Annotated in this window: 12 protein-coding genes; 10 read left to right on the top strand and 2 right to left on the bottom strand. The window is 45.9% G+C overall.

Annotated elements, in window-relative coordinates; translation table 11 throughout:
• Window positions 1-105 precede the first annotated feature (105 nt).
• The 5 genes from PMG25_RS08920 to PMG25_RS08900 all read left to right on the top strand — a co-directional run bounded on the left by PMG25_RS08920 (window position 106) and on the right by PMG25_RS08900 (window position 11,954).
• A complete protein-coding gene (locus PMG25_RS08920) occupies window positions 106-3,927 on the top strand; it encodes a PAS domain S-box protein (protein ID WP_283766548.1) in 3,822 nt (1,273 codons plus the stop codon).
• Between the two features lie 89 nt (window positions 3,928-4,016).
• Complete coding sequence (locus tag PMG25_RS08915) at window positions 4,017-5,840, top strand: two-component system response regulator (RefSeq protein WP_283766547.1); 1,824 nt, start codon at window positions 4,017-4,019, stop codon at window positions 5,838-5,840.
• Between the two features lie 53 nt (window positions 5,841-5,893).
• Window positions 5,894-8,164, top strand: coding sequence for a sensor histidine kinase (locus PMG25_RS08910; RefSeq protein WP_283766546.1), 2,271 nt, complete (start codon window positions 5,894-5,896; stop codon window positions 8,162-8,164).
• A 2-nt stretch (window positions 8,165-8,166) separates the two neighbouring features.
• Window positions 8,167-10,518 carry an ATP-binding protein gene (locus PMG25_RS08905; RefSeq protein ID WP_283766545.1) on the top strand — a complete coding sequence of 784 codons (2,352 nt, stop codon included), beginning with the start codon at window positions 8,167-8,169 and terminating at the stop codon, window positions 10,516-10,518.
• Between the two features lie 50 nt (window positions 10,519-10,568).
• On the top strand, window positions 10,569-11,954 hold the full coding sequence (locus tag PMG25_RS08900; RefSeq protein WP_283766544.1) for a hybrid sensor histidine kinase/response regulator: 1,386 nt from the start codon (window positions 10,569-10,571) through the stop codon (window positions 11,952-11,954).
• Between the two features lie 52 nt (window positions 11,955-12,006).
• Here PMG25_RS08900 and PMG25_RS08895 read toward each other — a convergent pair whose 3' ends face one another.
• On the bottom strand, window positions 12,007-12,609 hold the full coding sequence (locus tag PMG25_RS08895) for a hypothetical protein (protein WP_283766543.1): 603 nt from the start codon (window positions 12,607-12,609) through the stop codon (window positions 12,007-12,009).
• 96 nt (window positions 12,610-12,705) lie between these two features.
• Complete coding sequence (gene hmpF, locus PMG25_RS08890; protein ID WP_283766542.1) at window positions 12,706-14,427, bottom strand: pilus motility taxis protein HmpF; 1,722 nt, start codon at window positions 14,425-14,427, stop codon at window positions 12,706-12,708.
• A 533-nt stretch (window positions 14,428-14,960) separates the two neighbouring features.
• On the opposite strand from hmpF, the gene PMG25_RS08885 reads away from it, so the two are divergent.
• The 5 genes from PMG25_RS08885 to PMG25_RS08865 form a co-directional block, all read left to right on the top strand.
• A complete protein-coding gene (locus PMG25_RS08885; RefSeq protein ID WP_283766541.1) occupies window positions 14,961-16,229 on the top strand; it encodes a response regulator in 1,269 nt (422 codons plus the stop codon).
• Window positions 16,230-16,394: 165 nt separating this feature from the next.
• On the top strand, window positions 16,395-16,760 hold the full coding sequence (locus PMG25_RS08880; protein ID WP_283766540.1) for a response regulator transcription factor: 366 nt from the start codon (window positions 16,395-16,397) through the stop codon (window positions 16,758-16,760).
• Between the two features lie 47 nt (window positions 16,761-16,807).
• A complete protein-coding gene (locus tag PMG25_RS08875; RefSeq protein WP_283766539.1) occupies window positions 16,808-17,338 on the top strand; it encodes a chemotaxis protein CheW in 531 nt (176 codons plus the stop codon).
• Between the two features lie 124 nt (window positions 17,339-17,462).
• Window positions 17,463-20,459: a methyl-accepting chemotaxis protein gene (locus PMG25_RS08870; protein ID WP_283766538.1), complete on the top strand. Its 2,997-nt coding sequence runs from the start codon at window positions 17,463-17,465 to the stop codon at window positions 20,457-20,459.
• A 94-nt stretch (window positions 20,460-20,553) separates the two neighbouring features.
• Window positions 20,554-22,760 (top strand): Hpt domain-containing protein (locus tag PMG25_RS08865; protein WP_283766537.1); only part of this gene is annotated, 2,207 nt, incomplete at its 3' end.

Below are 22,760 nucleotides of genomic sequence, written 5' to 3'. Positions count from 1 at the left end.
TTTGATATAACAGAAAACAACTGCCCAATGACAACAAGACTTAATCGGTACAGGGTTGATTGTGGGAATAAAAATACAGCGTAAGTTCTAGAGTCTCTGGCAATTATGCACCAGTCTGATTTTGAAAAATTCAGCTTCAAAGACGATGAGTGGATTGATTTTCATCCCCTCACTGTGGAACCTCAGATGCGATGGTCAGAGGCGATCGCCCATTGGCAGCTCTACCAAAATTCCCAAAACCTAGCCGATCCCCCTTCCCTAGGGTGGGTCATCGAAGACCAACACTTAATCGGACGCTTACATTTATCTTCTTTACTTCCCTATCTAAGGGGGTCGCAAAGCGGGCAAAACATGACCGTTTTGCAACTCATGGAACCCGTAGGGATCACCCTAGAAATTTCTGACTGGGCAACATTTAGCACTCAGGATCATTTCTCAACCCTGATGGCCTATTTTCAGCAGCATCATCTCACCCATCTCCCTTTAGTCACCCCCACCCATAAATTGATCGGTGTAGTTACCCTCTCCAACTTATTCCAGCATCTGAGGGGTAACCCTAGGGAAACAACCCCCCCCTCACCCTCCCCAACCCATTTCGATCAAACCTTTGCCCAAGCGGTCATTGGCATGGCCCATATTGACCTACAGGGAAACTTTATTGAAGTCAATCAGAAATTTTGCGACTTAGTTGGGTATTCGAGTTCCGATCTGATTCATCACTCTTTTTTTGAACTGATGGTTCCTCACAATATCCAAGGTTCAGAATATCGTAATTATACACAAGTAACTCGACGTTACTTAGATCGGCTCTTAAGTGGCTCTTTACCCTTTATTACCATCGAAAATAGCTATCTTCCTAAATCTGGAGTTCAGAGTTGGGTGAATACCACTATCTCGTTAGTGCGTTATGCATCTGGAAGACCCGCTTACTTTCTCAGTGTAATTGAAGATATCAGCGATCGCAAGCTCTTAGAACAAAAGTTACATACCTCTGAAGCGGAACTGCGATCGGTGTTCGCTGGCATGACCGAACTGGTTTTAGTCATGGATCATGACGCAGAAGTGGTGAAAGTTTCCCCCACTTGTCCGGCCCTCTCTTTCCATCAATCCTACGATCTCATTGGCGAAACCATTAATCAAATTATTTATGGAGACTATCGTTCAAAATTGATCGGTTATTTACAACAGGTCTCCAAGCAAAACCAAACCATCAATTTTGAGTATTACTTAACCCTATCGACACAGACCTTTTGGTTTGCCGCTACCCTATCCCCCATGCCGGACAAAAAAGTAATTTTTGTCGCTCGTGATATCACGGAAAGAAAACGCAATGAAGAACAACTCAGACTCTTACAAAGAGCGGTAGAAGTCTCGGATAATGGCATTATTATTAGCAATGTTCAACACTCTAGTTTACCCATTATTTATGTTAATCCTGCCTTTGAAAAGATTACCGGATATTCTGCCCGTGAAGTTCTGGGCAAACCGCTTTTTTTTCTCTATGAAAACAGTCTCTATAAATCAGAATATACCGACATAAAAAGACAAATTCGTAACGAAAACTTCTTTGAAGTCACTTGCCAAAGCTATCGTAAAAACAGGCAGCACTTTTGGAGCAACTTATCCCTGTATCCCTTGCGAGATAAAATAGGAAAACTGACTCACTATGTCATGCTGCAATCGGATGTAACAGAACGAATAGCTGCTGAAGAAGCCTTAAAAAAAAGTGAAAAACGTTGGCAACTTGCTCTCAAAAGTAATAATGATGGAATTTATGATTGGGATTTGGAAAATAATACCATGTTTTATTCGGCTCGATGGAAAGAAATGCTGGGATTTTCCGAGTCAGAAATTAGCGATCGCCCCAGTGAGTGGATGACTCGTTTACATCCCGATGATTTTGAACAGGTGATGTTTACCAATCTTGATTATCAGGGTAGTCCAAACAATCCCCTATTTACCATTGAATATCGGATGCGCTGTAAAGATGGCAGTTATAAATGGATTTTAGACCGGGGACAAATTTTGTACGATCGTCACGGAGAAGAAGTCCGGATTATTGGCTCTTATACTGATATTACAGAACGCAAAGAATCGGAAGAAAAACTGCGAGCTTCCCAGCAACGCTTGGAATTTTTAGTCGATCAAACCCCTTTAGGAGTAATTGAATGGTCGATTGATTGGCAAATTGTAGAATGGAATAAAGCAGCCGAACGAATTTTTGGTTATCGTCGTCTAGAAGTTTTATCCTCTCGCCATAGCTTTGAGATTTTATTTGCTGAATCCAAAAAAGTTCAAGCAGATGCTTTAATCCAAGCCTTAGAAGCTGAAGAAGATACCACCCATTCCATTTGTGACAATAGGAGGCGATCGGGAGAACACATTGTTTGTGAATGGTATAATACAGTCTTGATGGATCGCCAAAATAATGTGATTGGATATGCCTCAATGATTGCTGACATTACGGATCGCAAGCAAGCAGAAAAAGCCTTGATTCAGGCGAAAGAGGCAGCCGAAGCAGCCAATCAAGCGAAAAGTAGCTTTTTAGCCAACATGAGTCATGAGCTGAGAACGCCATTAAATGCCATCTTAGGATTTACTCAACTCATTGACCGCAGTCCCGATCTAAGCTCCGTGCATCGCGAACAATTGCAGATTATTAATCGCAGTGGCGAGCATTTACTTTCCTTGATTAATGATATTCTAGAAATGTCAAAAATTGAGGCAGGAAAGATTACCCTAAATGAGAATGTCTTCAATTTATGGACGTTGCTCGATACCCTCAATGAGATGCTGCAAATTAAAGCAGACCACAAAGGATTAACCTTAGCCTTAGTTCGCTCTCCTCAAGTGCCTGAATATGTGGCGGGTGATGAGAGTAAATTGCGTCAAGTGCTGCTCAATCTATTAGGAAATGCAATTAAATTTACACAACAGGGAGGGGTAAAATTAGTGGTCTCGGCGATCGCCCCCCCAGAAGCTCGTCCCCTCCGAGTCACCTTTGAAGTCAGCGATACCGGCCCAGGAATTGCCCCAGAAGAGTTAGAAACCCTATTTGAACCCTTTGTGCAAACAGCTGTCGGCCGACAATCTCAACAAGGAACCGGCCTGGGATTACCCATTAGTCGTCAATTTGTCCAACTCATGGGTGGAGACATTCAGGTAGCCTCTCAAGTGGGGGTTGGCAGTCAATTTACCTTTGACTTACTCCTCCAACCCGTCGAGGCTCAACCCCACCCTTTCCAAACGACCAGTCGAGTGATCCATTTAGCCCCCAATCAACCCACTTACCGCATTTTAGTCGTGGATGACTCCCCAGATAATCGCCAACTCCTAGAGGCGTTATTACACAGTGTGGGCTTTCACGTCAAACAAGCCAGCAACGGACAAGAGGCGATCGCCCTTTGGGAAACCTGGAACCCCCATCTAATCTGGATGGACATCCGGATGCCGGTGATGGATGGACTCCAAGCCACCCAATATATTAAATCCCATCCTCAAGGGAAATCCACAGTCATTATCGCCCTCACCGCCAGCGCCTTTGCCGAAGAGCGCCAGCAAGTCCTAGCCATCGGCTGTGATGACTATCTCAGTAAACCTTTCCAAGACGAAGAGTTATTCCAGACCATGGCTAAATACTTAGACCTTACTTATGTTTGTGATTATATAGACAACCGTGCCCCGTCCTCTTCCGACTCTGACTCCCTAGAAGCCCTCTCAGACTCGACCTTACATTGGGAATTAATGCCCCAAGCGTGGTTAGAGAACCTCTATCAAGCGGCGATCGAAGCCGATGCTGAATTAATCTTACAACTGATGGAGGAAATTCCCGAACCCCAGCAAAATCTAATCACCTATTTAAATGATTTAGTCGATAATTTTGAATTTGAAGTAATTACCCAAAAAATAAGTTCAGTGTTATATTAAAAATATAGAATTGTTAAACTCAATAAGGAACTCTGAGATCGACCTAAACCTCTCTGAGAGTTTTATTCACCTAAAAAGTAACCAGAACCGTGGATTATCCCAACCCAAAATATAATATATTACTCGTTGATGACACCCCAGAAAACTTACGTCTATTGTCGGATTTACTCAGCCAACAAGGATATAAGGTTCGTAGTGTTATGAATGGTAGAACGGCCCTTAAAGCAGCTCAAGCCAAACCTCCAGACTTGATTTTACTCGATATTAATATGCCCCAAATGAACGGTTATCAAGTCTGTCAAGAACTCAAATCTATGGAGGTCACCCAAGAAATACCCATTATATTTATTAGTGCCCTAAACGAGGTCTTCGATAAAGTCAAAGCGTTCCGGGTAGGTGGATGTGACTACATCAGTAAACCCTTTCAAATCGAAGAAGTTTTAGCCAGAGTCAAGCATCAATTGCACCTTAAATCAGCGCAAACTGAACTGAAAAAATTAAACTTAAAATTAGAAGAAAGAGTCCAAGAACGTACCCAAAAACTGCAAGAAACCAATCAAGCCCTAAGCCAAGAAATTCAAGAACGAAAGCGCGTTCAACAAAAACTCTTAGAGATGGCCCTGCATGACTCCTTAACCGGACTGCCGAACCGGGCCCTATTTATGGAACGACTCGAAGGAGCCATTCAAAATCTAAAAGTAAATGCCGACCAACAATTTGCGGTACTCTTTCTAGACTGCGATCGCTTCAAAGTGATCAACGACTCCCTCGGTCACCTGGTCGGCGATCGACTGCTCCAGGCGATCGCCCAACGGATCGACAGCCTCCTAGACTCAAACATGATCCTCGCTCGCCTAGGAGGAGACGAATTTACCATCCTCGTAGAATCCTGTAGCAGCCTAGATGAAGTCAAAAAACTAGCAGAAACCATCCTCAACAGCCTCTCCTACTCCTTCCAGCTCGAATACCACGAAGTCTTTATCAACGCCAGCATCGGCATCGTCATCAGCCATCAGGACTACCACAAACCCGAATACGTCCTCCGGGATGCCGACACCGCCATGTACAAAGCCAAAGCCATGGGTAAAGGACAATACCACGTCTTCGACCCCACCATGCACCAACTCGCTCTCAAACGACTCACCCTAGAAACCGCACTCCGCAAAGCCATAGAACACCAAGAATTTCTCGTTCACTACCAACCCATCATCAACCTGCAAACCGGAAAAATCAGTGGATTTGAAGCCCTCGTGCGCTGGCAACATCCCCAAAAAGGACTCATCAGCCCTGGCGAATTTATCCCCATCTGCGAAGAAACCGGACTGATCAACGACATTGGCTATTGGGTCTTCCAACAAGCCTGCAATCAACTCAAAATCTGGCAACAGACCCTGAAAAACGACCACCTCAAAATCAGCATTAACCTCTCCGTCCGTCAATTCTCGCAAATGAACCTGATGGAAAAAGTGGCCGAAACCGTGACCAAAACCGAGATTTCCCCCCAATCCTTAACCATGGAAATCACCGAAAGCGCCCTGATAGACAACCCCGTACATGCTCGCACCCTGCTCCATGAAATCCGAGACCAAGACATTCACATTTCCCTAGACGACTTTGGCACAGGCTACTCTTCCCTCTCCTATCTGCATACCTTACCCATTGATATCCTCAAAATCGATCGCTCCTTCATTAACAGCCTGAGCCAAGAAGAATCCGATCTCGGCCTGATTCCTCCCATTATTCAAATTGGCCAAACCCTGAACATGAAAGTCGTCGCCGAAGGCATCGAAACCCCCGAACAACTAGACATTCTCAGACAACTCCACTGCGACTTTGGTCAAGGCTATTGGTTTGCCAAACCTTTGAACATCAGAGAAGCCACAGCCCTGCTGCAATCCAATCCTCAGTGGTAAACTCAACAAGATTAACGGTTAATGAATTTAATGATTATTAACTCCCTAAATCCATGTTCCGATACCCATCCTTTCCTATCCTGGTCATCGCTCCCTTATTAATCTCAACTGCGATCGGTATCGCCGTAACCGCATGGGTATATTCCAGTCGCTCCCTGCCGATCCCCCCAGGCCTCTGGTTTGCCTGGATCGTCTTACTGCTGACCACAGGTTTCGGCATTAAACAAGCCCATCACCTCCACCGCAAACTACGCCAACCCTCCCCAAACCAACAGCCCCCAAGCGAAACCCCTCCTCCCCCCTCCCCAGAGCCTCAACTCCCAGATGTCTCCCCCAACCTCTTACTGGCCCTAGAACAAACCTTAAACACCACCCCTGACTTCCCCAGTGCCCTGCACCTAATCCTAGAACAAATTTGTCAACTCACCGGTTGGACTTACGCCGAAGCCTGGATTCCCACGGCTGACAAAAGCGCCCTCCAATGTAGCTCAATTTGGTATCAAAATACCCAATCTCTCTCCCCAGACCACCGGGTTGCCCTACAAGACTTTCGCCACTACACCGAAGGTCTAATTCTCCTTCCCGACGAAGACATTCCCGGACGAGTTTGGCATAGCAACCAACCCCAATGGTTTGGGAACCTCGCCCAAGACAACGATATTTTTTCCAGGGGAACCCTGGCCCACAAAGTCGGTCTAGGAGCCGCCTTTGGCCTACCCATACCCATTCCTGCCCAAGAAACCCTCACCCCTAACCTGATTCCTAGACGCTCGGCCACCTTGGGAATTTTAGTATTCTTTACCCATTATTCATCCTTCCAAAATCCATACTGGGTCAAACAGCTCTCCGATCGCGCCCTTGACTTTGGCAGAATTCTGCATCAAAAACAAGTCACCACCGAATTTAAAACCCTCTTCAGTGCGATCACAGATGTAATTCTTGTTTTTGATGCCCAAGGCTACATTCTCAACATTGCTCCTACAACCCCCCAACCCCTCTACCAAATGCCCTCCCACTTGATCGGTAAAAGCGTACAAGATATCTTTGAACCCGATCAATCCACAACCTTTATTAATTGGATCTGGCAAAGCCTCAATACTCAAACCACCCTACAAACAGAATATCAACTCACCATCGAAGATCAAATCCTCTGGTTTTCTGCCACCATTGCCCCCATTACGGATGTTTCCGGCATGGGGGACTCTGTAATTTGGATTGCCCGTGATATTACGGAGCGCAAACAGGTAATGGAAGCCCTCTCCGGCGCTAAGGAAGCAGCAGAAAAGGCCAATCAGGCCAAAAGTCATTTTCTCGCCAAAATGAGCCATGAACTGCGAACTCCCCTGAATGCAATTCTCGGTTTTACCCAAGTCATGATCCGCCATCTGAGCGCCAATCAACATTCTCTGAGTGCGACTCAAATTGAGGAACATTTTGGCTATCTGAAAGTGATTCATAACAGTGGAGAACATCTATTAGACCTGATTAACGATTTGTTGAACTGGTCAAAAATAGAAGCGGGTAAAATGGAGTTGCATCAAAGTCGGTTTAATTTGTACGACATGCTCAGTACCCTCTATCAAATGTTTAAGCTCAAGGCCGAGCATCAAGGGTTAACTTTGTCCTTTGAAGTGGATACTCATGTGCCTCCCTTTATTGAAGGAGATTCAGGTAAAATCCGCCAAGTGTTGATTAATTTGTTGGGTAATGCTCTCAAGTTTACCCCTGAAGGGGGGATCACAGTGGGAATCCATTGGCGCGAGGATCGGTCTTTAGAAGAGGCATTCTTAATCTGTGAAGTCCAGGATACGGGGATTGGAATTGCAGCGAGTGAATTGGCTCATCTGTTTGAACCTTTTGTACAAAGTTCGAGCGATCGCGGCTTTCAAGAAGGTACAGGTTTAGGCTTACCCATTAGTCAGCAAGTGGTGGAACTGATGGGAGGACAACTGACCGTAGAATCTGAGGTGGGTCAAGGCAGCCGGTTTCAGTTTACCCTACCCGTGAAGCGAGAAACCAGGGAAACCTCCTCAGACCCCATAGAGTATGAGATTCCCGCCAATCTGAGACCTCACACCGCTCCCCTACCGACGGCACAAGAAAAAGTGGAAGATGAAGACCTCAGCTATGTTCAAGCTTCAGATTGGGAAAAACTCCAACAGGCAACCTTAGCCGCCGATGAAGAACTGCTGCTAAAGTTGATTGAGACCATTTTTACCCCCAATTCGCAGATGCGAGGATGTTTAACGGAATGGGTCTATGATTTTCAATTCGATCGCGTGGATCAGTTGATTCGCGAGCAACTCTCTCAAAAGGCTAACTGATTATGACCCTCGATCGCATCACGGGTAAGCTGAAACAGAAATGGCAACAGATCCAATCGGGACGTATCCGACACAAAATTGGATCGGGTTATGCCTTAGCCATTGGTACGGGATTAGCCGGTTCCTTAATTGGCATGGTTTTAGCCGATTATTATCAAGGCCAAGGAATTGTGCAATTAGCCGATGCGAATATTCAAGCCCAATTGTTGGTTCATTTTCAGGTGGAAATCGAGAGAGCCGAACGATTCGCGGTTTTGCTGGGGACAGTAGCAGGCGATCGCCAAGCTTCACAACTCTACCAACAGAAACTCCACAATAACCTAGCCCAGATCCAAGCCATCCACCAAGAACTACAAACCTTTATCACCGGAAATCCTGCCTGGTTAGCTACTCCTGTAGACAGCTTCGAGCCATTTCTCGACCAGTATACTCAAGCCTTAGTTGAATACAGCGATCACATCCAAAACATTGTTAATCAACCCGATCTTCCCTTACCCGAGCAACACAATCAACTGCGATCGCTCATTCTCTCCGAGCAACAGCAAGAATTAGACCAATTCGCAGCAACCCTCGATCAACTCCTCGCCATGGCTCAAGATCAAGCACGTCAAGCAGAAGTTGAACTCGAAAATGCCCAAGGCCTAGAAAAAAGTATCATTATTCTCAGCAGTCTATTAGCCGTGGCGATCGCCGGTTGGATTGCCCTACGCACCACCCAAGACATTATCAGCCCCCTCGAACACCTCACCCAATTAGCCGCCACCGCAACCCAAGAAGAAAATTGGCAACTGCGAATCCCCATTAACACCCAAGACGAAATCGCCTCCTTGAGCCAAACCCTCAACGCCCTCATGGAACGAGTTCAACACCGTACCGAGCAACTCCTCGAAGCCAAAGACTCCGCAGAACAAGCCAATCAAGCCAAAAGCACCTTCCTAGCCAAAATGAGCCATGAACTGCGTACCCCCCTCCATGCCATTCTCGGATTCACGCAAATCATGGTCAAAGACAAGCATTTACTCGGCAAACATCAAGAACAACTCCAAACCATCTATAGCAGCAGCCAACATCTGCTCGGCCTGATTAATGACATTTTAGATTTATCCAAAATCGAAGCCGGAAAATTAGAGGTTTTACCCCACTCCTTTGATTTACCCACCTTTATTCATCATTTAGAAAGCATGTTAGAGTTCAAAGCCAAAAAGAAAGGCCTCGATCTGAACATGAACATCCCAGGCAATGTCCCCCAATACCTCTACACCGATGAAAAGAAACTGCGCCAAATTTTACTCAATTTACTCAGTAATGCCATTAAATTTACTGACAAAGGCAGCGTTTCCCTAACCCTCACCCTTGGCGATCGACCCGACACTCTACAATTTACCGTCTCCGATACCGGTACAGGAATCGCCACCGAAGAACTCGACCAACTCTTTCAGCCCTTTGAACAAACCCAAAGTGGCAAACAATCCCAGGAAGGAACCGGACTCGGATTAACCATTAGCCGCCAATTGGTCAACCTCCTGGGAGGAGAGCTGAGTGTATCGAGTGAAATCAACCAAGGCACTACGTTTAGCTTTGACCTCCCCCTCATCTCTAACCCAGTCACAACAGAACCCATCGCCAGCCTTGAGCGTACAGTCACAGGAATTGCCTCCACAGACCAAACCTATCGTATTTTAGTCGTTGATGATAAATGGGAAAACCGGGAAATCGTTCATGCTTTGCTCACCCCTTTAGGGTTTGAAGTGCTACAAGCCACCCAAGGAGAAGAAGCCCTAACCCTCTGGGAACAAGAAGCGATCGATCTCATCCTCACCGATATTCGGATGCCCCTCCTTGATGGTTATGGCCTCACCGCCCGCATCCGTCAACGAGAACAAGAACGCGCTCTCCCCCAGGTTCCCATCATTGTCACCACAGCCAGTACCTTTGAAGAAGAGCGCCAACAGATGTTGAACATAGGATGTAACGATTTAGTGCATAAACCCTTTCCTGAAGCCCTGATTTTAGAGAAAATTGCCCAGTATTTAGGACTCGAATATACTTATGAATCAGAACCCCAAAGCGACAACTGCCAGCCCCTCCCCCCTCCCCCTTCCTCTCAAAACCCCAGTTCCCATCTCTCAGCAGCCATGGCTCAACAGCCCATAGAATGGATTGCTGCCTTACAGAAAGCCGCCACTGAAGCCGATACCGATTTGATTGTGCCCCTAATCGACCAACTCCCCACCACTCAATTAGAACTCAGACAGAACTTAGTCACTTGGGTGAATAATTTCCAGTTTGAAGCAATTTGTGAGATAACAGAAGAGTGCATTCTCCAAGAAAGTAACCAGTTTATTGCTCGCTAATATCTCCAATTGTTCCATTCCATAGTGCCGCCTAGCTTGCTTGCGATCTAATGAATTACTCTACTGATTCCCCAGAACCCGCTAATATTCTCCTCATTGATGATCTGCCCAACAATCTGCGCTTGTTGTCGAGTTTGTTAACCAAGCAAGGGTATAAAGTCAGAAGCGTGATTAATGGAGCCATGGGATTGAAAGCAGCTCGCGCCAAACCCCCGGATTTAATTTTGTTAGATATTAATATGCCCGATCTCAATGGGTATCAAGTGTGCGAACAGTTAAAAGAAACGGAAGTCACTCAAGACATTCCGGTGATTTTTTTGAGCGCCTTAGATGATGTCATTGATAAAGTCAAAGCCTTCCGCGTCGGTGGCTCAGATTATATTACCAAACCCTTTCAAATTGAAGAAGTGGTTGTGCGAGTGCAAAATCAGTTACAACTTCGTCAAGCGCAAAAAATGCTGGCCGAGCAAAATGTGATTTTAGAGCAAGAAATCTCCGATCGCAAGAAGATCCAAGCTTCCCTAGAAGAGCGAGAAATAGAACTTAAACAGCAAACAGAACGCTTAGAAGCCGCTTTAACGAAAATACAGAACACTCAATTACAACTGGTTCAAAGTGAAAAAATGGCCAGCTTGGGACAGCTTGTTGCTGGAATTGCCCATGAAATTAATAATCCAATTAGTTTTATTTACGGCAACGTGCATTATGTTAATGATTATTTAGATAATTTAGTTGATACTATCAAAATTTATCAGAAAAATTATCCTGAACCGACAGAAGACATTAAAACATTTACTGAAGAAATTGATTTAGATTTTGTCATTGATGACCTCAAAACTATGATCGGTTCCATGGAAAGTGGTGTAGAAAGAATTCATGGTATTGTTTTAGGGCTGCGGACGTTTTCTAGACTGGATGAAGCGGCAATTAAATCCGTAGATTTACATGAAGGAATCGAGAGTACACTGTTAATTGTACAACATCGATTGCAGGAAACTCCCGATCGCCCCCCGATTCAAGTCCTCAAACACTATGGTGAGTTGCCTAAAGTCACCTGCTATTCTGGTCAAATTCATCAAGTTTTTCTTCATCTGATTGAAAATGCCATTGATGCCATAGAAGATAAACCGGGTGAAACTTGGACTTCTCCAGATGCTCTTCCTACCCTAGAAATTAGCACTCAACTGATCAATGACCATAAAGTACAAATTTGTTTTAAGGATAACGGAGTGGGTATTAAGGATGATATCAAAACGCAAATTTTTAATCCATTTTTTACAACTAAATCCGTGGGTAAAGGCAGTGGCTTAGGTCTTTCTATTTGTTATCAAATTATCGTGGAGCAACATCAAGGAGAACTGAGTTATTCCCGATTACCTGATGGAGGAAGTCAATTTACCCTGCAAATTCCCGTTCATTGCGAAGACACCATGTGATACAGCGCTTTGCATCCTCTGTGGGGGAATGGGAGACGAGGGATAGGGACAATTAACCAATGGGACGAGTGCCGGGATAAACGGCATGAATACATCGACTTCCAGAGTGGGGTAAACTGCGTTGATAGGAGGCTTCTGTGGGTTGTCCCCAACCCAGTTGCAGTAAGATTTCTAAGTAGGAAGAATTTTCCCATTTGTAAATCAGGGCCCATTGGGTACGTTGGGAAATGGGTTCAATATCTTGATGGGTAATTTGTTGATATCGGCGACCGTCAGCAATAAAGATATCCATAGCAACAGTCACTTGATGCCAAAAGTGGAGAATCTTAGATTTGGCCTGTTGCAGGATGTCTAAATCTTGGGGTAAGGCAATCAGTTGATCGTGAATGGCAGGATAGTGCAAGGTTTGTCCGCCAATGATAATCTCTTGCCAGATAATTCCCGAAACTTGATGTTTTCTCTGATAGCGATGAATGGTGGATTTAAAATCTTTGTAAGCAATAAAGTTTTGTACCCCTTCAACGGCTACAAATTGGTCAATAATCGGGTGACCAGAGAGCTGAATGTTGAGACTCAAACGCTCTCCTCTCATACAAGCTTGACGCTCTTGGGCCAATATGGCAATTAAATCTTCAGTGCTGTAGACCTGGGACATAGCAAAGGAGTTTATTGGCCATTCATTTGGGGGGTTTAGGTCTGGTGTTGAACTTCTCAAAGGAGTAGGAAAATAAGACTGAGCGCACACTTGGGCTTATTGAGTTAGCTCGGTCACCGTTTGCTGAAGTTGGGAGATCGCCTGTAATTGGCGATCGTTGGTGGATTGAATTCCAGTTATCCCCTCTTGCAGTTGCTCCACTTTTTCCCGATATTGGGCTAGTTGATCTTGCAGGGGTTGGAGCATTTGTTCATAAATCTCCACTTGACTTCTCGCTTGTGCCCATTGTTGCTCTTGTTGAGCTAAGGTTTCTTCCAATTGCTTAATTTCATTGCGCTTAGTTTCTTGATCGGCCATTTGGCTATTGACCAGCTCCTCAGCTTGCCCAATCGCCGATTGAATCTGACTAATTTCTGCTTCCATCCGTTGCACTTGCTCGCTTTGCAGTTGCCGTTGGCTTTCGGCTGCTTCCAAGGCTGGGCTAAAATCAAGCAGTGCTTCTTCTCCAGCTTCTACAGGATAACCTTGTCTGCGCCGCAGAATACTAACATGGGTCTTGTAAACAAATTCTCGCTCGGCTAAATTTCGCCGCGACCCCACTAAAGATTCATTCAGGAAATCATAACTTTCTTGTTCGCTGGATAATTCGGTTTCTAAACTGAGGCGATCGTATTCACTGGCTTGTTCAATTTTTTGCTTGAGTTCATCAATGGCCTCCATCTGATACCCTAACTCTTCCTCCTGATCCTTCACAAACCCTGATGCCCGTTTCAGGTCTTGTTCCAATTCTTCCACCCGTTTTTGGAGTTCATCGATGGGCATATTTTCCAGAGTCTGGCGATCGACGGTGACTGCGGGTTTCCCGGATGCTTCCGACAATTGCTGAAGCTGTTGACACAACTGCTCAGTCTGACTCAAGTGAGTTTGCATGGGCGAGAGTAACTCTTGCTTAATTTGTAGGATACTCTGCTGAGTCTTCAAATCAACTTGTGCCTTTTCCAGAACCGTTTGCGCCTCGTTCCACTCCTGCCAACGGCCTTCAATGGTCTGCTTGAGCTGTTCTACTTCCCCTTGCTGTTGACTGGTTTGCCCTTTCGACTGCTCCAGTTGCTGCCAATGTTGGTCGAGAACCTGCTGCTGTTCTGAAACCGCCGTTGTCATCTGTCCTACTGCTTCTCGCAGGCTTTCCGTTGGTGCAACGGCCTCGGACAAAGACTGTAAAGACTGTCGAATTTGCCCCGCTTTCTCCTCATCGAGTACGGAAGCAGACGAGAGTTCTCCCTGTTGTTCCTCTAGTCGTTGTTGTTCGCCCCGTAAATGGGCCCAAGCGCCTTCCAATTCCTGGCTTTTGCGCTCAAACTCCTCTCGTTGTCGCTCGGCTTCTTCCGATAACGACTCAATTTCCTGTCGTTTCTCCTCTAGTTTCTCCGCCTCTTCCTCCAACTGAGCCAGCTCATCTTCCCGTGCAACCAGCTCCATTTCCCGACGATTTAATTCCTGGGCCTGAAACGTCAAGGACTGTTTCCACTGCTCAATTTCTTCTTCCTGGCCTTCAAACTTGCCTTGAAGGGTAGAAAACTTCTGTAAAATTCCAATTAAAGGACGGGCTGCATCTTGAGGAGGCCGTTGAATCTTTTTATTGGCCACCTCCACCAAAACCAGCGCTCCATCTTTCAAGGTTCCCGGTTCTGCCAATTCAATCAGTTCTTCAGAGACCGAACTCCAATTCTGTTCACTGCGCTGACATGCCAGCAGTTTCACCATGGCTTTATTGCCCATGAACCCCTTTTGGATTTGTACTTCCGCTAGATAAAGCACGCTGATAGTCCTCGTTTATGCGTCCACTAATCAAATGATCCTGGGGTAAACTCTCCCTGATCTTTACTTTATTGTGACTGCTCTAGCCAATTTAGGGAAACCCCTGCATTGGTTTCTCTTCCCCATCACACCTGAATCTAGGCTCAGGGTGAGGTTCTGAAGCCATTGTATAGAGCCAAGAGAGGATGAGCTGCGATCGATTCATCCCTATGACGATCCTATCTCAAGTGAAGCCGCAACTAGCTTTACAAAATTTATTACTGTCTTAAACTAAGGCAATGACAAACTCGCCGTCAGGAATCAACTCGGATAAGCTCAGGGATGTTTCAAGATTTATTTCCCATTGCCATTAGTTTAGCTTAAAAGTTACCCACCGTTATCAACTGCGACCATCTAATCTGACTTCAAGCGAATACCTGCCATCGTAAGGACTTACAATAGCTTTAGGGCAGCTTTAGGGCAATGGGTTCCCCCAGAGAATTCAGCCTGGACTTTGAGCCGTAGCAGAACGTAACCAAGGTAATGAATACCGAATGCAGGGACAGTTAAGCGAGATTGATATTCGCAGCATTTTCCAGCTCATTGAGTTGGGACAGCGCACTGGGGAATTGTGTGTTGAGAGCTATAGTCCTCAACCTCATTTTAATCGAGGCGATCGCCCCCAGCGTCTGCCCCCTCAATGTTGGTTTGTCTTTTTTGCCAATGGCAAAATTATCTATGCTGGTTCAGATGCAGACAATTCTCTGGTGCGCCTACGTCACCATCTGCATCGCTATGGATTATCCACTACCCTCGATCCGATCAAGGTTCCCACCATTGCGGCCACCAATGCCCCAGAATATGGTTATCTGTGGGCGATGCTAGAAAACCACAGCCTCACCCCTGCTCAAGGACGCAGTATCATTAAAAGCATGGTTCAAGAGACCCTATTCGATCTGCTCTCTTTGCACAATGGCTCATTTATGTTTGAATTGGGCCCTCCCTTAGCCCCCCAACTCACGCCTCTGGAAATTGGCCCCTTAGTGACGAAAGTCCTCAAACAGGTTCAAGAATGGAATCAACTCCATCCCCATATTCAATCGCCCGATCAATGTCCTGTCCTCTGTGATGCCCCAGCCCTGAGCCAAAACCTCAACCCAAAGCGATTTAAGATTCTGTCGGCTTGGGCGAACAAACAAACTTCAATTCGCCAAATTGCTCGTTACTTAAATGGGGATATTCTCACGGTGGCTAAAGCGATGTATCCCTTTGTGCAAAAGGGCTGGGTTCAATTAACCTATTTGAGTTCTGCTGAATCGGATTGGATGCCCGAAGACCTGAAATCGGTTCGCCCCCCCCGTGTTGTTTTTATTGATGATGGGGTAGCCTTATGTAAAGCAGTCGAACAGATTCTCAAAGCCAGTGGCTATGAAGTGGCGGGGATCACCAATCCTCTGCGGGCCTTGAGTTTGGTGTTTCAACTCAAACCGGATTTAATTTTGTGTGATATCGCCATGCCAGAATTAGATGGTTATGAAATCTGTGCGATGTTACGGCGATCGAGCCGATTTCGGCAAACTCCGATTGTGATGCTCACGGGCAAAGATGGGTTTATCGATCGCCTGAAAGCTCGGATGGTAGGAGCCACTGACTATCTGACCAAACCCTTTGGTCAAGGGGAGCTGTTGATGGTTCTGGAAAAATATATAGGCAAAGGAGGAGGAACTGACCCATCCCCCGATCGCATTCTCGATGATGCGATCGCCTCAGAATTGGACTTAGAACCCCTCAAGCCTCCCTCTGGAGACCTACCCCAACCCTAACCCCTTTACCTTTTCCCTCTCTGACCTAAAAATCCAATCAAGTGGCCAGATAGGGCACTTTATTCGATAAATTAGAGATACTTGAAGCGCTCAACCCTAGTCAGGTCAGTTAGCCCTTCAACCCCAACTTTAAGGACACGATAGCAAAGTAGTAGGATACCCCTAATGAGTAGCGTTTTAGTAGTAGAAGATAGCCCCGCCCAACGGCAAATGATTACCGACCTACTGACCGATAGTGGTCTCAAAGTTACCATTGCCAGCGATGGGGTAGAAGCCATAGAAAATATTCAAAATAATCTTCCCGATTTAGTCGTTTTGGATATCGTTATGCCCCGTATGAATGGTTATGAAGTCTGTCGGCGAATTAAAAACGACAAAAAGACTCAGCATGTTCCGGTGGTCATGTGTTCCTCAAAAGGAGAAGAGTTTGACCGTTATTGGGGCATGAAACAAGGGGCAGATGCTTACATCGCGAAACCCTTTCAGCCCACCGAGTTGGTAGGAACGGTTAAACAACTCTTACGCAGCTAATGGTGAGCCTCAAGATTGCCCCTTAGAACGCCCAAACCGAAAAGATTATGGTAGGTAATTCCGAATTATTTAATGAAATGGACTCCGAACAGGTGACGGAGTTTCAGGAACTGCAAAATCCTGAAGGAGAATTACATCTGCGGTTTTTTCTGCCCTCTGGCCACGAACTGGCCCTGAGTGCCATTGGGATTAAGGAGGTGTTTGAATCGCCTCCCGATCGCATTACTCCGATTCCCAACGTCTCTCCCCTACTCTTGGGAACCATGAATATTCGCGGTCGGGTGATTTGGGTGGCTGACCTGGGACAGTTCCTCGGAGAGCAGACTCCGTTAAATACCGATCGCTCAGAACTGCCCGTAATTGCGATCGAAGACCAAGATACTATGTTAGGTTTGGCCATAGATCGCATGGGAGGAATGGACTGGCTAGATGTGGAAAAACTCCAACGAGCCACCAATATTGCTGATACCATGGAACCGTTTGTACGCGGCGAATGGGTCATTGATGAGGAAAACAACCAATATTTGTGGTTGCTCAACCAAGTGGCTATTTTGCGATCGGCTAGGTGGGCAGCTTAAAATTGGGATAACCTGATAAACCTAAAGATCAACATACCTACTATCAATCCGGCATCATAATATAGTCAAGGAAAGTAGATTAACTCAACAAGTCAAACTATCGTGTTTTGGGGGAGGCTCTGGGATGGATTATGCAACAGAATATCAACAAGCAGAGACGGCTTATGTTCAAGGACGCTATGAAGATGCGGCCTCAATTATCGACCACTTGGTAGAACACTTTCCTGACGATCCAAATTCTCATTTACTCAGAGGCCATATTTACTGTTATGGATTACAAGAATATACAGTTGCCCGTGAAGAGTATGAGTCAGTATTAGAAATCACTTCCGATCAAGTCTTTATGGATTATGCGAACCAAGGATTGGAAGATGTAGAACAATTCTCGACCTACCATACCATGGGAGCAGACATAGAAGGGGATACCTCCAGTCAAATCCCCCCCATGGACGACTTAGATGAAGAAGAAATTGCTTCAGAATGGCAAGACTTGGATCTCCAGGGAGAAGAGCAAGACGAAGAAGTAATTCATACTGAAATGATCGGCGATCCTACCCTGGGCGATACCGAAAGTTTAGATGAGTCTGCCTTCATTGATGATGGCGATGAACTCATGGGAGATGAACTCATGGAAGAGGCAGATCTAGCCGATCTAGAAGAAGACCCGACTTTCAATGCCCCAGAGGATTTAGACGCGGAGGAAGTATCCTGGAGCGAAGAATTGCCCGAAGAAGATGACCCCTTTACCGTAGCCCAATCCCAACTCGAAGAATTCCAGGAAGAGGAAGAAACCTTTGAAGATGATATCTTTGCCGGAGAATCCTTAGCAGAGTTACAAGAAGAACCCGATGACCTGCAAGAAGAAGCCTTCTCCCCCTTTGACACCGATGTAGATCTAACAGACGAAACAGGAGAACTCTTAAGTGGTGACGAAGGCATAGCCTTCGATCCCTCCGAATTTCCAGAGGAAGAACCCGCCTTCGATCAGAGTAGCTCATCCGTTTCCGAAAACCTAGGGATTGAGACCTCGGAACCAGAAGCCTTAGCTCCTGAATCTTCTGAGTTCGCAGAAGATCGGCCAACTCAAGGGCTAACCATGGGAGAGAGTCCCACCTTATTTGTGGGTGGAGCCACTCATGCAAGCAATGGACATCAGGAAAATGGGGGAGACATATCCCTGAGCAAAAATGGCCGTAACGGCTCGATGGCCGGCGATCAAACCCTATCCGATAGTCATCTCTGGCAAGGCATTGGCGACGAGGATAGCTTTGATGGCAATGGCACTCATTCTGAGGAAATTACTGATTTTACAGAAACCGGGTTTGATACAGAATCTGGGTTTCATACGGAAAGTTTTGGATTTGACGACGATTTAGAGCAATTTGACACAGAGTCAGAAGTCTCAGAACCCAAAAATGGCAATGGGGCAGTGGATTTTCTAGATGAATTTGATGCCTTCGATGATAAAGTTCTGGATGAATTTTCCGGCTTTGATGAACCCTCATCCGATTTTTCCAAGGACTTTAAAGACAATTCCATGAATGGAATGAACACTCATGGATTCAAACTGGATGAAGATGCCGATCCCAGTGATGATAATTCCGCCTTGCTCGAAGAAGAGATGTTTAGTATCTCCAATAATACGGATACGATTCCCACCTTTGCCGGTAAATCTCAACGGCAAGTAGAACCGAGTGTATCCGTAGATCAAGGGGTATTGAGCTTCTTTGATAATGCGCCTCTGATTAGCAAAAATATTTATAGCGCGATCGCCACGGGACTCAGTTCCGCCTTTGCCATAGCTGCCGTAATTTATGCTACAGCAAGCGATGCCAAAGCCTTGAGCAAACTAGCTATGATTATACTGCCCGGTGGTTTGTCCGGTGCAACCACTTATGTGTTGGGGCGAAAAGTAACCAACCAAGTGACGCAAACAACGGACGAACTACAAGCCCAATTTGAAAAAGTAGCCTCCGGACAACTCGGAGCGCAAGCAACCGTCTATGGCGAAGACGAACTGGGCTATCTAGCAGAGAGCTTCAACGTCATGGCCAGAAACGTCCTCACCACCATGAGTGAGTCCCAACGCAAAGCCGCCGAAAACGAATCCGCCAAAGAAGACCTGCAACGGCAAGTCATTCGCTTACTCGATGACGTAGAAGGAGCCGCTCGTGGAGACCTCACCGTTCAAGCCGAAGTCACCGCCGACGTACTCGGAGCCGTTGCCGACTCCTTTAACCTCACCATTCAAAACCTGCGGGAAATTGTGCAACAGGTTACCGTCGCGGCTCGACAAGTGAACAAAGGCTCGGCAGAAAGTGAAGCCTTTGCACGGGGGTTAGCGGCTGATGCCTTAAGGCAAGCGGAAGAACTGGCGGTCACCCTCAATTCGGTACAAATGATGACCGACTCCATTCAACGGGTAGCAGAAAGCGCTCGCCAAGCCGAAGCCGTTGCCCGTTCTGCCAATGACACCGCCCGCCGAGGAGGAGAATCCGTAGAAAGAACCGTGGCCGGTATTTTGGAAATTCGGGAAACGGTGGCAGAAACCACCCGGAAAGTCAAACGGTTAGCCGAATCGTCCCAAGAAATTTCCAAGATTGTCGCCTTAATTGCCCAAATTGCCTCCCGAACCAATTTACTTGCCCTAAACGCCAGTATTGAAGCCGCCCGTGCCGGAGAAGCCGGTCGCGGATTTGCCATTGTTGCCGATGAAGTCCGGCAGTTGGCAGACCGGGCGGCAAAAGCGTCTAAAGAAATTGAACAAATCGTATTGCAAATCCAAAGTGAAACGGCGGGGGTAATGCAAGCGATGGAAGAAGGGACTCAACAGGTTATTCAAGGGACAAACTTGGCCAAAGAAGCGGCGAAATCCCTAGAAGATATTATTCAAACCAATAACCGGATTGATGTTTTGGTGCGCTCCATTGCTGCCGATACCGTAGAACAAACGGAAACCTCACGAGCGGTAGCTCAGGTGATGCAATCGGTGGAATTAACCGCCCAAGAAACTTCTCAAGAATGCGGACGGGTGTCACAAGCATTAGGGAGTCTGGTGAATGTGGCACGAGATTTGCTCACCGGGGTGGAACGATTCAAAGTCGATCCCAAAAGTCGTTAGGACGAGAGGTTAAACTGGAATGGGTGGCATCAGATTGTACAACTGAAGGGCGATATCGCTGATAGGACTCGAATGTTAGGGGAGCCAAAGAGCCATGGATCAGGAACAATTAGACCGAATAATGGGCTACTTCTTAGAAGAAGCTAAAGACAATCTCAGGATTATTGAACAGGGATTGTTAAATTTAGCTGAAACCGTCCAGGATTCTGAATTGGTCAATGAAGTCTTTCGAGCTGCCCATTCGATCAAAGGCGGCTCCGCTATGTTAGGAGCCACCAGTATAAAAAAAACATCCCACCAGTTAGAAGATTATTTTAAGATCCTCAAAGACCAACCCACTCAGGTCAACGCGAAATTAGAATCCTTACTGCTACAGGTTTTTGATGGACTCAGTGAATTAGTGGAAAACCTAGAAGAGAGTGACGGAGACTCGAATCCCAAGGATGCAGAAATTATGGCATCCTTAACTCCCTTGTTTGAGAGTGTCAATCAGATGATCGCTATGGAGAACAATGGGGTGGACTCCACAGCCAAAGAGCAAACGGAAAATCTTCCTTCGAGTACAACCCCATCAGTGTCGAGTTCAGTCTTGGAGTATAGAGCCTCTAACCTCCCCGATCCTGAAGAGAGCGCCAAGCATTTGGTGTTCCAAAGTGATGTACCCACCCAATTACGGCAAATGCTTGAAGGGTTCAAGCAACCCGACACCGCAAAAAGTCGCAAAAAATTAGCCCAAATCTGTTTGAGCTTAAGACAAGCGGGGGATAATTTCGACATTGACCCCTGGGTGGAGTTAGTGAAATTGGCTCAAGGGGCGATCGCCAACAGGGATCATCTCTATGCCGATCTTGCCCCCATCATCATTAAAGAACTCAAAAGCGCTAGAGACCTGGTATTAGCCGGGACACCAGAGCAGATTCAACCCAGTCAAGCGCTGTTAAATCTTCAAGCTGAACCCTCTCTGACCACCTCCCCAACAGATTCTGAACTCGACACCTTCTTAAAAATGGGAAGCGCTCCCTCAGAAGACACACAACAGGACTCTACCTCTACAGGAGGGCGATCGGACAACATCCCCCCCCCACTCGATCCCCCCAGATCTTCATCACAACGCATCGGGCCAGAAGTTGGACTCAGTGAACTCAGCACCTTAGCCGATCTCTTTGAAGGAGAAAACCCAGATATTGAACTCGGTTGGGAAACAGACCTCTCTCCTGCTTCCCTAGAGGACACGGAAAGCCTAGACTCCTCAGAAATTGATGAGATAGGTGACTTCTCCGATTTCTTAGTCGATGATTTTTCCAATGACAGATCCGACAAGACAACTGATAATCTAGAACATAATCGATCCAACAACGAACTTTTTAACCTAGACTCCGAAAACGCCGACGACGATCTAAAAGACTTACTAGAAATTGAGCCAACCCTTATGTCAAATAATCAAAATAAACCTCAAGACTCTGAATTATCCGATTTGTTTGCCAATGATAATGATTTTGATGATTCTACCTCAAACCCCTCTAATGATATAGATGAATTATTACAAATTGACCTCGACTCATCAGAAAACGATCAACCCTTAGAAGACTTAGATCTTGAAATAGATGACACAGAAGAAACCGACAACCTAGACTTCAATTTGGATCTTGATACCGATTCATCATTTGAAGACTCAGACAATCTCTCTGAAATTGACAATATTTTGGAACTAGAAGAAGACTCTAACTCAGAAAACCCAGAACAAAATTTTGAAAACTTTAATCAATTGTTTGATGGTTTGTCGGAAGATATAGAAACCACAAATAGTGGTGAATTAGAGTCAGAAATAGACGTGCAACTAGACGAAAGCAGCAGCGAGTCAGAGGATATATTTGGATTAGAAGAATCCTCAACAGAGGACGCTCTAGAGTTAGAGGACTTCAGTGAAACAGAAGACTTAGGAGAGCTTTCTCTCACAGACGAAACGGGAGAGAGCGAGTCAGAGGATATATTTGGATTAGAAGAATCCTCAACAGAGGACGCTCTAGAGTTAGAGGACTTCAGTGAAACAGAAGACTTAGGAGACCTTTCTCTCGCAGACGAAAGCAGCAGCGAATCAGAGGATATATTTGGATTAGAAGAACCTTCAGCAGAGGACGCTCTAGAGTTAGAAGACTTCAGTGACACAGAAGACTTAGGAGACCTTTCTCTCGCAGACGAAAGCAGCAGCGAGTCAGAAGATATATTTGGATTAGAAGAATCCTCAACAGAGGACGCTCTAGAGTTAGAAGACTTCAGTGACACAGAAGACTTAGGAGACCT

Origin of the sequence: Roseofilum capinflatum BLCC-M114, from assembly GCF_030068505.1 — a bacterium.
GTDB classification, from domain to species: domain Bacteria; phylum Cyanobacteriota; class Cyanobacteriia; order Cyanobacteriales; family Desertifilaceae; genus Roseofilum; species Roseofilum capinflatum.
Note: the sequence above shows the minus strand (reverse complement) of the source record. Positions and strands in the feature narration are given on the sequence as shown.